The sequence below is a fragment of the Vagococcus martis genome (genome assembly GCF_002026305.1).
Taxonomy (GTDB): Bacteria; Bacillota; Bacilli; order Lactobacillales; family Vagococcaceae; genus Vagococcus; species Vagococcus martis.
The window spans coordinates 67,467-81,631 of sequence record NZ_MVAB01000001.1; the positions used below are offsets into that span (position 1 = coordinate 67,467).

13 protein-coding genes and 1 other annotated feature are annotated in these 14,165 nt (G+C 37.4%); of the genes, 1 reads left to right on the plus strand and 12 read right to left on the minus strand.

Annotated elements, in window-relative coordinates:
• Positions 1 to 125 precede the first annotated feature (125 nt).
• The 9 genes from sufB to BW731_RS00350 form a co-directional block, all read right to left on the minus strand.
• Positions 126 to 1,520 (minus strand): Fe-S cluster assembly protein SufB, encoded by a 1,395-nt coding sequence (sufB, locus tag BW731_RS00310; RefSeq protein WP_125958042.1) that lies wholly within the window; start codon positions 1,518 to 1,520, stop codon positions 126 to 128.
• A 14-nt stretch (positions 1,521 to 1,534) separates the two neighbouring features.
• Positions 1,535 to 2,008: a Fe-S cluster assembly sulfur transfer protein SufU gene (gene sufU, locus BW731_RS00315; protein ID WP_079344710.1), complete on the minus strand. Its 474-nt coding sequence runs from the start codon at positions 2,006 to 2,008 to the stop codon at positions 1,535 to 1,537.
• The gene (locus BW731_RS00320; RefSeq protein ID WP_079344712.1) at positions 1,995 to 3,227 is read right to left on the minus strand and encodes a cysteine desulfurase; all 1,233 of its coding nucleotides are present in this window, start codon (positions 3,225 to 3,227) and stop codon (positions 1,995 to 1,997) included. Before BW731_RS00320 ends, sufU begins: the two co-directional genes overlap by 14 nt.
• Complete coding sequence (sufD, locus tag BW731_RS00325) at positions 3,228 to 4,517, minus strand: Fe-S cluster assembly protein SufD (protein WP_079344714.1); 1,290 nt, start codon at positions 4,515 to 4,517, stop codon at positions 3,228 to 3,230.
• 17 nt (positions 4,518 to 4,534) lie between these two features.
• Complete coding sequence (gene sufC, locus BW731_RS00330; protein ID WP_079344716.1) at positions 4,535 to 5,308, minus strand: Fe-S cluster assembly ATPase SufC; 774 nt, start codon at positions 5,306 to 5,308, stop codon at positions 4,535 to 4,537.
• A gap of 191 nt (positions 5,309 to 5,499) precedes the next feature.
• Positions 5,500 to 6,681, minus strand: a complete 1,182-nt coding sequence (locus BW731_RS00335; protein WP_079344718.1) for a cation:proton antiporter — start codon at positions 6,679 to 6,681, stop codon at positions 5,500 to 5,502.
• 232 nt (positions 6,682 to 6,913) lie between these two features.
• On the minus strand, positions 6,914 to 7,762 hold the full coding sequence (locus BW731_RS00340) for a MetQ/NlpA family ABC transporter substrate-binding protein (protein WP_079344719.1): 849 nt from the start codon (positions 7,760 to 7,762) through the stop codon (positions 6,914 to 6,916).
• A 19-nt stretch (positions 7,763 to 7,781) separates the two neighbouring features.
• Positions 7,782 to 8,471 carry a methionine ABC transporter permease gene (locus tag BW731_RS00345; RefSeq protein ID WP_071456951.1) on the minus strand — a complete coding sequence of 230 codons (690 nt, stop codon included), beginning with the start codon at positions 8,469 to 8,471 and terminating at the stop codon, positions 7,782 to 7,784.
• Between the two features lies 1 nt (position 8,472).
• Positions 8,473 to 9,501 (minus strand): methionine ABC transporter ATP-binding protein, encoded by a 1,029-nt coding sequence (locus BW731_RS00350; RefSeq protein WP_079344720.1) that lies wholly within the window; start codon positions 9,499 to 9,501, stop codon positions 8,473 to 8,475.
• 65 nt (positions 9,502 to 9,566) lie between these two features.
• Positions 9,567 to 9,821, minus strand: a binding site (T-box leader).
• 168 nt (positions 9,822 to 9,989) lie between these two features.
• On the opposite strand from BW731_RS00350, the gene deoC reads away from it, so the two are divergent.
• The gene (deoC, locus tag BW731_RS00355) at positions 9,990 to 10,637 is read left to right on the plus strand and encodes a deoxyribose-phosphate aldolase (protein ID WP_079344722.1); all 648 of its coding nucleotides are present in this window, start codon (positions 9,990 to 9,992) and stop codon (positions 10,635 to 10,637) included.
• A 42-nt stretch (positions 10,638 to 10,679) separates the two neighbouring features.
• Here the strand turns inward: deoC and BW731_RS00360 are convergent, their stop codons facing one another.
• The 3 genes from BW731_RS00360 to alr are packed head-to-tail and all read right to left on the minus strand — an operon-like array spanning position 10,680 to position 14,155.
• Positions 10,680 to 12,026 (minus strand): DEAD/DEAH box helicase, encoded by a 1,347-nt coding sequence (locus tag BW731_RS00360; protein WP_079344724.1) that lies wholly within the window; start codon positions 12,024 to 12,026, stop codon positions 10,680 to 10,682.
• A 48-nt stretch (positions 12,027 to 12,074) separates the two neighbouring features.
• Complete coding sequence (locus tag BW731_RS00365; RefSeq protein ID WP_079344726.1) at positions 12,075 to 13,016, minus strand: AEC family transporter; 942 nt, start codon at positions 13,014 to 13,016, stop codon at positions 12,075 to 12,077.
• Positions 13,013 to 14,155, minus strand: a complete 1,143-nt coding sequence (gene alr, locus BW731_RS00370; RefSeq protein WP_079344728.1) for an alanine racemase — start codon at positions 14,153 to 14,155, stop codon at positions 13,013 to 13,015. The genes BW731_RS00365 and alr overlap by 4 nt, the downstream gene beginning before the upstream one ends.
• Between the last annotated feature and the right edge of the window lie 10 nt (positions 14,156 to 14,165).

A 14,165-nucleotide genomic window follows, 5' to 3' on the forward strand; every position in this document is an offset into this window, starting at 1 on the left:
AAATTTCTCCCGATTATTTATTTTTTATTTCTAACCGGGTAATATTCCGGGTAACATGGTCTAAACCTATAAAAGAAGTGGAGATAAAAGCTATTATATCAGCCTTTGTCTCCACTTCGTATTGTCTATCCCACGGATCCTTCCATCTCATATGAAATCAGTCTATTTAATTCAACGGCATATTCCATTGGCAATTCTTTCGTAAATGGTTCCACAAATCCCATCACAATCATCTCTGTCGCTTCTTCTTCTGACAAGCCACGGCTCATCAAGTAGTAAAGTTGTTCTTCAGAGATTTTTGATACTTTCGCTTCATGCTCCAATGCCACATGACTATTGTGGATTTCGTTAAATGGAATCGTATCACTTTTTGATAACTCATCCATAATAATCGTGTCACACTCAATATGTGAGATTGATCCTTCACTTTGTTTAGCAAAGGTCACTTGTCCACGATAGTTTACTTCTCCACCATCTTTGGCGATTGATTTAGAAACAATCGAACTTGAAGTGTTTGGTGCATTGTGAATCATTTTTGCCCCAGTATCTTGAATTTGATTCGCTCCAGCAAACGCAACAGACAACATGGTTCCACGCGCGCCTTCTCCTTCAAGGTAAACACTTGGGTATTTCATCGTTGTTTTAGCCCCTAAGTTTCCATCAATCCATTCCACTGTCGCACCTTGATCTGCACGAGCACGTTTGGTTACTAAGTTGTACACGTTGTCAGACCAGTTTTGGATGGTTGTGTAACGGCAATACGCATCTTTTAAGGTAAAGATTTCAACAATTGCCGCATGCAAACTATTGCTTGAATAAGTTGGTGCGGTACATCCTTCAACGTAATGCACGCTTGCGCCTTCATCCACAATGATCAACGTACGCTCAAACTGTCCAGTATTTTCAGCGTTAATACGGAAGTAAGTTTGTAATGGTACATCTACTCGCACGCCTTTTGGTACATAGATAAAGGTTCCACCAGACCATACTGCTGAGTTTAATGCCGCTAATTTATTGTCAGTTGGTGGCACTAAAGAGGCAAAATATTGTTTAAATAAATCTGGGTACTCTTTTAATGCCGTGTCTGTATCAGTAAAGACGATTCCTAATTTTTGGAATTCTTCTTTCATGTTGTGATACACCACTTCTGATTCATACTGCGCACTTGCTCCAGCTAGATATTTACGTTCTGCTTCTGGAATCCCGATACGTTCAAACGTTTCTTTGATTTTATCTGGCACATCATCCCAATCACGGGCTGGTTTATCACTTGGTTTTTGATAATAGTTAATCTTATCAAAGTCCATGTCAGATAAATCCGGTCCCCATGTTTGCATTGGCATTTTGTGGAATGCTTCCAGTGATTTCAAACGAAACTCAAGCATCCATTCTGGTTCTTCTTTTTTAGCCGAAATCGCACGAACAATTTCTTCTGTTAATCCTTCACCTGTTGTATAGATCGGTTGCACATCGTCGTGAAAACCAAATTTATACTCTTCTAATTGTGGTACCTCACTCACTTGGGTCACACTCCTTATTCTTCACTATGTAATTCTTCGGTTACAACCGTTTGATTTTCTTCAATAATCCCACGCTCTAATGCTTTCCACGCTAACGTCGCACATTTTATCCTCGCAGGAAATTTTGCCACGCCACCTAGCATTTGAGCATCTTTCAAGACTTTTTTCTTCTCGCCTATGTTCTCACCTTGCACCAACTCTAAAAAGTCAGCAATGATTTCAATGGCTTCTTTTTCCGTTTTTCCTTTTACCGCGTCTGTCATCATACTGGCACTTGCCATACTAATCGAACAACCATGACCGTCAAAGGCGATATCATCAATTACCCCATCTTTCATCACAAGTTGTAATTGAATCACATCCCCACACGTTGGGTTATTCAGTTCAATTTGACTAGTCGCTTCATCCAATACCCCTTTATTATGTGGATGATTGGTATGATCTAAAATCACTTGTCGATAAAGATTGTCTAATCTAGATAAAGCCATCTGAGAAAAACTCCTTTGCAGCGATGATTGATTCAACTAATGAATCAGCATCTTCTTTTGTATTGTAAAAATAAAAACTTGCTCTTGCTGTTGAATGAATAGCCAAATAACGAAGTAATGGCTGAGCACAATGATGTCCCGCGCGAATCGCCACACCTTGCATGTCTAGTGCGGTTGCCAAATCATGTGGGTGCACACCTTTAATGTTAAAGGCAATCACACCAGTATGTTTACTCGCATCTCTTGGCCCATATAACTCAAACCCATCAATCGCTAGTAATTTTGGCAACACATACTCGACTAATTCTTGTTCATGCTTTGTAATCGTATCTAAACCAATCTCTTCCAAATACTTTATCGCACTTGCTAATGCTATTGCACCAGAAATATTCGGTGTGCCGGCTTCAAACTTATACGGCAACTCTGCCCACGTGCTGTAATCATCATAGACAAAATCAATCATCTCACCACCAAACTCGATGGGTGACATTTTTTCAAGCCAAGTTTGTTTACCATATAACACGCCAATACCAGTTGGTGCACACATTTTATGACCACTAAAGGCATAAAAATCGCAATCCAACTCTTGCACAGATACTGTCATATGCGGCGTTGATTGCGCACCGTCAACAACCATCACAGCACCGACTTCATGAGCCAATTTTGCTAAGTCTTCGACAGGATTGACCACACCTAAGACATTCGATGCATGGGCAATCGACACAATTTTCACACCTGATACGATTTTTTCTTTCGCATCAGCCATATCCAACTCACCGTCTTCAGTCAAATCAATGTAGATGAGTTCAGCTTGTTTGCGTTTGGCTAACTCTTGCCACGGCACTATATTTGAGTGATGTTCCATGCGACTAATCACAATTTTGTCACCAGCTTCAATAACTAACTCACCAAGTGACCGTGCCACCCAGTTTAATCCAGTTGTCGTCCCGCGTGTAAACAACACTTCTTTCACACTACTCGCATCAATAAATGTTCGCACCGTTTCTCGTGCTGCTTCATATTGACTTGTCGCACGTTCTGCCAGTGTATGCACCCCACGATGCACATTCGCATGACTGGTTTGCATATACGTAACCAAGTCATTAATAACAGGCGTTGGCACATGTGTTGACGCAGCGTTGTCTAAATAGACAAGTGGCTCATCATTTACTTGTTGAAAAAGAATTGGAAAATCTTGTTTGCGTTTAGATACAGTCATTTAATCAGCCAGCTTTCTATCAATTACTTGAACAAACTCCTCTTGAACAGATTTAACAGGGATTGACGTAATCACAGACCCTAAGAATCCACGTGTTACCAATCTTTCTGCTTCTTTTTGAGGAAGTCCTCTACTCATTAAATAATATAATTCTTCTGGGTCAAGACGACCAGCACTTGCTGCGTGTCCTGCTGTTACTTCAAATTCATCAATTAATAAAATCGGGTTCGCGTCACCACGAGCTTTATCAGATAACATTAACACACGACTTTCTTGTTGTGCGTCTGCACCTTTTGCCCCTTTGATAATGTGACCAATTCCGTTAAAGGTTAACGTACTTTTCTCACGAATCACACCATGTTGTAAGATGTGACCAATTGAATGTGACGCTCTGTTTGTTACACGTGTGTCGATTCCTTGAATTTGACGACCTGTTGCAATCGCGACAACTTTCACTTCCGCATGAGAGCCTTCACCCACAAGTTCTGAGTCAAAATCAGCGACAACATTACCGTCACTCATTAACCCTAACGCCCAGTCAACACTCGCATCACGCATAATGTAGCCACGACGATTTAAGTATGTGTTGACTTCTTTGCCTAGACGGTCAATAGCAGCAAATTTTACTTTTGCTCCTGGTCTAGCAATCACTTCAACTACAATATTCGCTGCTAATTTTTCAGCTGTTTCGCCAACTGATTGGAATCTTTCCAAGTAAGTTAACTCACTGTTATCATCCGCTACGATTAAGACATGTTTTACCATGGCACTGCTGTCGTTTAATTGGTGATAAAATAGCGATTCAAATGCATCTTTCACGACAACATTTTTCGGTACGTATAAGAATACCCCACCGTTTAAAAAGGCTGTATGGAACGCAGTTAATTTGTCTTCATCACTTGGCACAGCTTTTGTCATGAAATATTTTTCAACTAAGTCGCTGTGCTCTTTCATTGCTGTAAAAATATCAGTAAAAATCACACCTTGTTCAGCTAATTCTACTGGCATTTGTTCAAAATAAGTCGTTGTGCGACCTTGAATGATTAATGGGTTATCTTCTAGTTCTGTAAAAGAAGGCAAGATTTCTTCATTAATCACTTCATTGTTTAATTCACCGACATTCATTAAAGGCCAACGATGGTATTTTACTCGTTCGATCGCTGGTAATTCTAAGTCATCGATTTTATTTAACGCCTCTTTACGACGTTCTAACATCCATTGTGGTTCTTCCTGACTAGCTGAAAATAATGTCACGTCGTCAAGATAATCAGTTACATTTGCAGATTTCATTTATCTTGTCTCCTTCATTATTCTTCTTTTTCTTCGTAATCAATTCCTAATTCTTCACTGATTCCTTTGTATCCTTCTTCTTCAAGACGTTTCGCTAAATCAGCGCCACCAGTCATAACCACACGGCCATCCATCATAATATGAACCACATCTGGCACGATATAGTTTAATAGACGTTGGTAGTGAGTGATGATAAGTGAACCAAAGTTATCGCCACGCATTTCATTGATTCCTTTTGATACAACTTGTAAGGCATCAATATCAAGACCTGAATCGATTTCATCTAAAATCGCAAACGTTGGTTCTAACATTAATAATTGAAGGATTTCATTACGTTTTTTCTCTCCACCTGAAAACCCTTCGTTTAAGTAACGTTCAGCCATCTCTTCTGGCATATCTAGTAACGCCATTTTGTCATCTAATTTATCTAAAAAGTCCATTACTGAGATTTTGTCATCATCAGCACGTTTTGCGTTCATTGCCGCACGCATAAATTCAGCGTTTGTAATTCCTGGAATTTCACTAGGATATTGAACCGCTAAAAATAGACCAGCACGTGCTCTTTCGTCAACTTCCATTTCTAATACGTCTTCACCATCTAAAAGAATTTCTCCTTTAGTGACAGTATAATTTGGATTTCCCATAATTGCTGCAGATAAAGTTGATTTACCTGTTCCGTTTGGGCCCATGATCGCGTGAATTTCACCCGTTTTCATGGTTAAGTTAACACCTTTTAGTATTTCTTTTTCTTCTATTGATACATGCAAATCCTTTATTTCTAAAACGGACATGTTTTTCCCTCCAAATTATTACTTTATTAAAAATATACTCTTTATTAATTTTAACCTAATTGAGAATGGACTTCAATTTAAAAGTGTTTAAATTACGTCATATCTTGAAAAAAGGCAGATAATAATCACTCTCATTTAATATTTCTATCAAATAACAAAAAAATGCAGACAATATTGTCTACATTTCTTTTTTAAGATTCATGCACTGGGTCGTCTAATTCTGCTTTTGATTTATCTCCCAGCGAAATCGCCCATTTCAACAATATTGGGGCAATAACTGTGGTAAAGATAATGACTAAAACTAAAGACGCGTACATCCCTTGATCGATAAAGCCTTTTTCAAGTCCTAACGCAATCAAGATTAACGCCATCTCGCCACGCGAAATCAGACTCGCACCAATAATGGCACTACTATTGTTATCAAATTTCTCGATTTTTCCTCCAAGGAACCCACCGATAAATTTAGTAAAGATAGCTAGTACACTAAAGACAATGATTAATAACATGTTTTCGCCTAAACCATCTAAAACAAGTTTTAACCCAATGCTTACAAAGAATACTGGTGCAAATAATGCGGAAGTAATACTGGTTACTTTTCTTTCAACATATTCGGCAAATGGTGTTTGTGAGATTAAAATACCAGCAAAGAAAGCACCGATAATATCTGACATACCAATCCAATCAGCTAAGAAACTGAGTAAGAACACCATGATTAAAGAAAAAGCAACGTCTCGTTCTGGAACGATAAAGTATGACAACCCTTTAAGAATAATTGGTAAAATATATTTTCCGAAGATATAAATAAATAGGAAGAACAACACATTTTTAAAAAGAAATGGTAATACATCTGCAGTAGTTGTATTGGGGTTGACTAGATTTAAGACTAAGTTCAACAAGATAACGACGATGATATCGTCTAAAATAGATGATCCGATAATAATGGATCCTTCTTTGGTTTGTATGAAATTTAACTCTTTGAGTACCTGAATGGCGATACTTAGAGAAGTTGCTCCGAAGATTAGGCCAATAAACATTGAAGTGTCTTGCGAATAATTAAACGACCTTGAAGCAAAGAAAAATACGGCGAATGGGATTAATACCCCTAGAAGACCTGTGATGAGAGAAGGTTTAAAATACTTTTTTAATATCTTTAAATCACTTTCCACACCAGCAATAAACATTAGAAGAATAACTCCCAAGTGGGATAACAACTCAATTGATGCATTGTTTTGTATGATGTTAAAAACAGATGGTCCTACTAATATCCCAACAATCAAACTCCCGACGACTGATGGCAATCCAAATTTCATTGCAATGCTATCTGCTATTTTTGTAAATAAAATAATTAACCCTAAAGTTAACAAAATATCCATAATCTACCTCTTTTCATTTTTTATTTCGTTATATGAACGATTCCATAATGTTATCATTGACATGTTTTAGTTACACCTCACTTTATTTTTTTTAATCAAACACTATATTGTATTTTAATCGTATAATAAAAAAGAATGGATTTCAAGTTTGAACCCTTATTGATTAATAATACGTGGTTTCACGCATAAAAAATAAGTAGCAATAAACACTTGCTACTTACCCTTATCACTATTATTGATTTACCACTGTAATGGTGCCTTTCCACTTCTCGTTAACGAAATCAACAATTTTTTGATCGTGTAATACGTCAACCAATGCTTTTGTTTTTTCTGAATCTTTGTCTTCTGTACGAACCGCAATAATATTGGCATATGGTGAGTTATTATCTTCCACTAAAATACCATCTTTTTCTGGGTTCAACCCAATCCCTTCAGCAAAATTGGCATTAATAGCCACTAAATCGCCCTCTTTGTTTTGGTATGTTGTTGCCATCATCGCTGGATCGATGTCATATTTGAAAACTAATTTTTTCGGATTCTCTGAAATATCATCAAATGTGGCAGTCGTTAAATCAACACCATCTTTTACTTTCACAAGTCCTGCTTCTTGAAGCATCCCAATCACACGACCCCAGTCAGTTTGAGAGTTACTAACTAAAATGGTCGCACCATCTTCTAAGTCTTTGATGTCTTTAATTTTTTGAGAGTATAGTGCCATTTTTTCTAAATGGATTGCTCCTGCATTAGTAAAATCATACCCTTTTTCTTTAACTTCTTTTGTGAAGTATGGGATATGTTGGAAATAGTTGGCATCAATTTCTTTTTCAGCCAATGCCTTGTTTGGCAAGATATAATCTTGGAATGTCACGATTTCTAAGTCGTACCCTTTTTCTTTTAATAATGGTTTTGCTTCTTCTAAAATTTCCGCATGTGGTGTTGGAGACGCGCCGACTTTAATTACTTTGTCATCTTTACTTCCACTGCCTGACGCACTATCTTTTGTGCTCCCACTATTGCCACATCCAGCCAACGTTAAAACAGCTAATGCTGCCACGCCTAATTTAATCCATGTTTTTTTCATTTACTTTTCCCCCTAAATGTTAATTTCGTTTATCTGTTAATTTTACTAATAAATCACCTAACCATTGTAAAATAAACACAATGACTAGAATTAATACCGTTGCGACCATGATAATGGTGTGTTTGTTCCCCATGAATCCACCTTGATAAGCAAGAGAACCCAGTCCACCTGCCCCGATTGCCCCTGCCATAGCCGTAAAGCCAATCATCGTAATGGTGGTCACTGTGATACCAGAGATTAATGCTGGCACACTTTCAGGAATTAAGACTTTAAAAATAATTTGTAATTGCGTTGCTCCCATTGCTTCACTGGCTTCAAGTACGCCTGGATCTACCTCACGAAACGCAATATCGACCAACCTTGCATAAAACGGTGCGGCTGAAATGACTAAAGCTGGTAATGCCGCTGTTGGCCCTAACATTGTGCCTATCAATGCTTTTGTGATAGGGAACAACAAAATAATCAAAATAATAAATGGTATCGAACGGAATGTATTACTGATGATTGAGACAATTCCGTAAAGTGTCTTACCTAGTGGTTTGTTGCTTTTCCCGAAATAGTAAAGCATTAGACCAATGATAAGGCCGATAATTACCACAAAAAATGTTGAGACAAACGTCATATACAATGTTTCTTTTGTGGCTTTGATAAAATCATCGACATTAATTTCACTAAAATTAAAATACGTTTCTATTAATCCTTTTTCCATGTTAAATCACCTCAACTCCTACGCCATGTTGTTCAAAATAAATTAAACTCTCAGACACCGTTGCCTCGTCACCTGTCAATTGCACAAGCATTGTTCCAAAAGATGAATGATTAGCTTGTCTAAGACTGGCTTGTAAAATATTGACGTTGATGTTGTATTTGTGAATGACTTGCGAGATAACCGTTTCTTTTGCTTTATCTCCCTCAAAAATCAAGCGAACTAATAGCCCCTCAGGATAATGTTTCACCAAATATTGAATCGCTTCTTCGTTTTCTTCGCTGTCTTCTTGAATATCTTGTTTGATAAATCTTGCGGTCACTTCATGCTCTGGGTGTCTAAAGACTGATAAGGTGTCTCCTGTTTCAATCACACTGCCAGTTTCCATGACAGCGACTTTGTTACAAATCTTGCGAATCACATTCATCTCATGTGTGATTAACACAATGGTTAAGCCAAGTTGTTTGTTGATATCTAATAGTAAATCGAGTACTTCTTCGGTTGTTTGTGGGTCAAGGGCACTTGTTGCCTCATCACATAATAAAATCTCTGGGTCATTTGTTAGTGCTCTAGCGATTCCGACACGCTGTTTTTGTCCACCTGAAAGTTGACTTGGATAAGCATTTTCACGGCCTTCAAGACCAACTAATTTAATCAACTCGCGTGCTCTTGCTTCTCTTTCAGCTTTTGGTACATGACTAAATTCTAATGGTAGCAACACATTGTCTAAAACCGTTCTCGACCATAACAGGTTAAAATGTTGGAAAATCATCCCAACTTTTTTTCGGTAATCTCGTAAACTTTTTCCTTTTAATTTGGTGATGTCCTCACCATCTACTTCGATGATGCCACTTGTTGGTTGTTCTAATAAATTCAATAAACGAATTAATGTACTCTTACCTGCTCCTGAAAAACCGATGACTCCAAAAATGTCGCCACTTTTTATGGATAAATCAACATGTTTGACTGCTTCGACCGTTTGTTTTTTGGTCTTATAAGTTTTACATACATCAATTAACTCTATATTACTCATGATGTTGCCTCCTATATCTTGATAACAAAAAAAGCTTCCGTCCTTTATCTACTTTACATAAGTAAACAAAGGACGAAAGCGTTGTTTCGTGTTACCACCTTTTTTCATTATTACCTCACGATAATAATCTTACCCAGTACGCAAGCCAGTCGCTTTAAATACTGTTGTCCGGTAACGGGAACTCCCGAAAAATACTAGCGGTAGACGCTCATACTTTTATGCTCAAAGACCATCTTCTATTTCCTTCTTGTTCCTCTTTCTCACCATCCGAGGTCTCTTTATACAATCCAAAAATATACTCTTCTTTTCAAAGCAATGATTTATAAGGCATATAATAACAAATGAAAAAATGCCTGTCAACAATTTTATTCACCATTTTTTATAATTCTGACTACTTAGTTTACGTTGCTATTCTAGCATAATCATTGTAAAATATAGTAGTAGTAATACAGTAGCGTTTACAAATATTATTTGAAGGAGCTAATTTTATGAATTTAGCAAAATATGTCGATCACACGTTATTAAAACCAGATGCCACCAGAGAGCAAATCAAAACATTGTGCGAGGAAGCTGCAGAATATGATTTCGCCTCAGTTTGTGTCAATCCTTTCTGGGTAAGCTATGCAGCTGAAATTTTAGCTGATGCAAAAGCAAAAGTGTGTACAGTTATTGGGTTCCCTCTAGGAGCAAATACAACAGAAACCAAAGTATTTGAAACAACAAATGCTATTGAAAATGGTGCAGAAGAAATTGATATGGTCATTAATATCGGTGCACTAAAAAATAAAGAATACGATATCGTCGAACAAGATATTGCAGCAGTTGTTAATGCAAGTCATCCAAAAGCGATTGTAAAAGTGATTATCGAAACATGTCTTTTAACTGACGAAGAAATCGTTAAAGCGTGTGAATTATCTGTAGCAGCAAATGCTGACTTTGTTAAAACATCAACAGGATTCTCAACTGGTGGTGCAACACCTAAAGATGTGAAATTAATGAAAGACACGGTTAAAGACAATGCATTTGTTAAAGCATCAGGTGGCGTTCGCTCTAAAGAAGATGCCTTCACGATGATTGAAATGGGTGCTGATAGACTAGGAACAAGTTCTGGAATCCTTTTAGTAAAAGAAGACTAACAAAAAAAACGACGGGAAAATCTCTCGTCGTTTTTTTATTGCTTAAAAATCTTGTTTTCTTGCTTTACGTTTACTTCTATTTGATTGACGTTGCTCGATTTTACGTTTTTGTTTTTGATCATCGGCAATCGCGTAACGGATTTTTTTCTTGTAGCCTGGTTTGACTTTTTTCTTCTGTTTTTTCACCATACCAATCATCGTTGGGTCCAATTGTTTTTGCGTACGAGAACGTTGCTCACGACGATTGCGATCATAATGATCCACAATTTCCCCTTTTTTGATGGTTTTTGGTTCAAATCTAATGCCAAGTTTTTCTAATTCAGCAAGTGCTGCTTCATCTTTTGGCTCATATAATGTGATTGCAATACCTGGAAGTCCATTACGACCAGTACGGCCCACGCGGTGAATAAAGAATTCTAAATCTTTTGGAATTTCCGCGTTAATCACATGAGAAACTCCCTCAATATCAATCCCTCTAGCAGCTAAATCTGTCGCTACCACAAATTGATAATCTAAGTTTTGAATGCTTTTCATCACACGTTTACGTTCACGTGGTGGAATATCCCCATGAATTTTCGCCACTTTTAAGCCTTTTTCTTTTAAGAAATCAGTAATTTCATCAACTTTTTGTTTCGTGTTCGCAAACACCATCGCTAAAAATGGGTGGCCTATCGTTAATAAATCATACACGACTTGTTCTACGTCTTTACTTTTTGTCGAGATCACCCAGTTTTCAATCGTATCAGAAATAACAGACGTTGGTTTGATATGTTCCACAACAGGATTGTCCATGTATTTTTTCAAGAATGGTTTTAATTTCACTGGAATTGTCGCTGAGAAGACTAACATTTGTAAGTTTCCAGGTAATGTTGCGGCAATTTTATCGACATCTTCTAAAAATCCCATGTCAAGTGTCATATCCGCTTCATCCACGACAAAAGCAAATGCTGTATGTGTTTTTAGTGCACCACTTTCAATTAAATCTAAAATACGACCAGGCGTTCCAATCACTAAATGTGGTTGTTGGTTTGCTAACTTGTCCATTTGGCGTTTTTTATCTGTTCCACCCACATAGTTGCTCACACGTAGCTCATCATCATAGTGGCCAGCCAATTGATTTGCGGCTTGATAGATTTGTTCTGCTAACTCACGACTTGGTGCTGTGATAATGACTTGAACTTCTTCTTTTTTGGTATCTATTTTATTCATCAGTGGTAATAAAAACGTGTGTGTCTTTCCTGAACCTGTCTGTGATTGTCCAACAACACTTTTTCCTTTATTTATCACTGGAATCAATGTCTCTTGCACTTCTGTTGCTTCTTTAAATCCTATTTCGTCTAATGCTTGGATTAAATTATCGTTTAATCCGAATTGGTTAAATTTTGTCATTGTATTCACCTTCCTTTACGTTCCTTTGGCATTATAGCACAGTTTCAATTAAAAAAATAATGTTAAAATGACAAATATAAAGACAATATAGCAGATGAGCGAATAAGTCAGAGACGTCGTGACAAATGTTTCATCTGCGCCATATCCTTTTGCAATAATTGGCATTGACGTTTGAACAGGCATGGCTGATTGCAGGATAAAGACTTTTAACATCAAACTTGGGACAGAGATAATAAATGATAACCCATAAACAATAAGTGGCGAGATGATGTAGCGGCCAAGAATCACGCCAGCGACATCCTTATCCATTTTGATATTTTTAAACCCTGTTTGATAGACAATTATCCCAATCACAAATAACGATAACCCTGTTGTCATGCCACCAAGATAACTTGAAAAATCAATCATCGGTTTTGGCACAGCAATATCTGTCAACATCCATAATACCCCGACAAAAAATCCTAAAATAGCCGGCGAGAGTAGTTGTTTCAATAATTTTTCGAAACTAAAAGCTGATTGGTTCAAACGATTTTCCAGATTGTCTTGCCCAATCATCATAATCCCAATCGTAAAGAAGAACAGTGTATTACAAATATAATAAAGCAACGCATAAGGAATGGCTTTTTCACCAAAGACTGCCATATTAACAGGAAGTCCCATAAAGATGGTGTTCGCCGCCGTAAACATGGTACGAAACGCCCCCTTACGTGTATCAGGGACTTTTGTAATAGTTGAGTACACGATACTAATCACAAACGTTATCATAATCGAGAAAAACGGAATCGCCAGTCCTGCAAATAATTCTAAAAATTCATCTCTTGTAAACTGTTGTGTCATGTTTAAAAACATGCTTAATGGTAAGGTGACATTTAACACCAATTTTGAAAACACATCTGCTACATGATTATCAAACCATTTTTTCTTGGTTAGCATATAACCTAAAAAGATAATCGCAAACACAACCAAGATATTTAAATAAGCGGCAATCATGGATGACTAATCTCCTCGTTCTCATATATTCTTGGCAATCGATCCGTTAAGCCACACACAATTTCATAGTTAATCGTGCCAATAAATTCTGCGGCATCATCTAACGTATTTTCTAGTGTGCCATTTTTTCCGAAAATCGTCACCGGTGTGCCAACATCATAACGCTTAGGCAGACGAATCATGCATTGATCCATACACACTCGTCCCACTATTTCAGCATATTCCCCATCAATAATCACCTTATAACCTTGGAATTTACGAATCAATCCATCTGCATAACCAATGGGAAGTGTGCCAATCCATTCTTCTTTTTCAGCTGTATAAGTCGCACCATACCCAATTTTTTCTCCGGTAGACACTTGTTTAACGTGAATTAATTCGGTTGTGAGGGATAAAGCTGGTTTTAACTCGTAAGGCAAATCAAGGGCTTTTCCTGAAGGATTTAAGCCATATAACGCATCACCAAAACGAATCAAATTACTATTCCACGCATCATGCCACAAAGCTGTCGCAGAGTTTGATGTATGAATGTAGGGAATCTCTAAATCAGAAAAAATGTCCATCGCACGCGTAAATCGTTGTTGTTGCAGCTCAAAATAACTAGTATCTTTTGTATCTGCACAAGAAAAATGTGTGAAAATACCGTCTAACGTCATGTGATTGGATAAGACAAATAATTCTTTTGCTTGAACCATTTCATCTTCATCTCTTAATCCAATGCGTCCCATCCCTGTATCAATTTTTAAATGCACACTTAATGGGTTCATCATAGGATTTGCTGCTAGAGATTCTTCGACTTCTTTTAGCCATTCAAGTGAAGGAGCGGTTAAAGAAATACTTTGTGAGATAGCCAAGTTGGTATAGTTTGGCGACACATAACTCAATACTAAAATCGGCAACGTGATACCTGCCTCTCTTAATTCCAGTGCTTCATCTAAATTAGACACGCATAACCCTTTTGCACCTGCTTTTTCGGCTGCTTGTGCGACTTTGACTGCACCATGACCATATGCATTGGCTTTAACTACTGCAAATAAGACTTGTTCATCATTTAATCTAGCTAATTCTTGTTTAACATTGTATTCAATGGCAGATAAATCCACCACAACTTGACTTGGTCTATGTGTACTTTCTATCATGTTACGTCAC

Coding starts and splice junctions, on each gene's coding strand:
- BW731_RS00340 (WP_079344719.1), bottom strand. CDS start 7,762: ATGAAAAAAACATGGATTAAATTAGGCGTGGCAGCATTAGCTGTTTTA.
- BW731_RS00335 (WP_079344718.1), bottom strand. CDS start 6,681: ATGGATATTTTGTTAACTTTAGGGTTAATTATTTTATTTACAAAAATA.
- sufD (WP_079344714.1), bottom strand. CDS start 4,517: ATGAAATCTGCAAATGTAACTGATTATCTTGACGACGTGACATTATTT.
- alr (WP_079344728.1), bottom strand. CDS start 14,155: ATGATAGAAAGTACACATAGACCAAGTCAAGTTGTGGTGGATTTATCT.
- BW731_RS00345 (WP_071456951.1), bottom strand. CDS start 8,471: ATGGAAAAAGGATTAATAGAAACGTATTTTAATTTTAGTGAAATTAAT.
- BW731_RS00365 (WP_079344726.1), bottom strand. CDS start 13,016: ATGATTGCCGCTTATTTAAATATCTTGGTTGTGTTTGCGATTATCTTT.
- BW731_RS00320 (WP_079344712.1), bottom strand. CDS start 3,227: ATGACTGTATCTAAACGCAAACAAGATTTTCCAATTCTTTTTCAACAA.
- sufC (WP_079344716.1), bottom strand. CDS start 5,308: ATGTCCGTTTTAGAAATAAAGGATTTGCATGTATCAATAGAAGAAAAA.
- BW731_RS00360 (WP_079344724.1), bottom strand. CDS start 12,026: ATGACAAAATTTAACCAATTCGGATTAAACGATAATTTAATCCAAGCA.
- BW731_RS00350 (WP_079344720.1), bottom strand. CDS start 9,501: ATGAGTAATATAGAGTTAATTGATGTATGTAAAACTTATAAGACCAAA.
- sufU (WP_079344710.1), bottom strand. CDS start 2,008: ATGGCTTTATCTAGATTAGACAATCTTTATCGACAAGTGATTTTAGAT.
- deoC (WP_079344722.1), top strand. CDS start 9,990: ATGAATTTAGCAAAATATGTCGATCACACGTTATTAAAACCAGATGCC.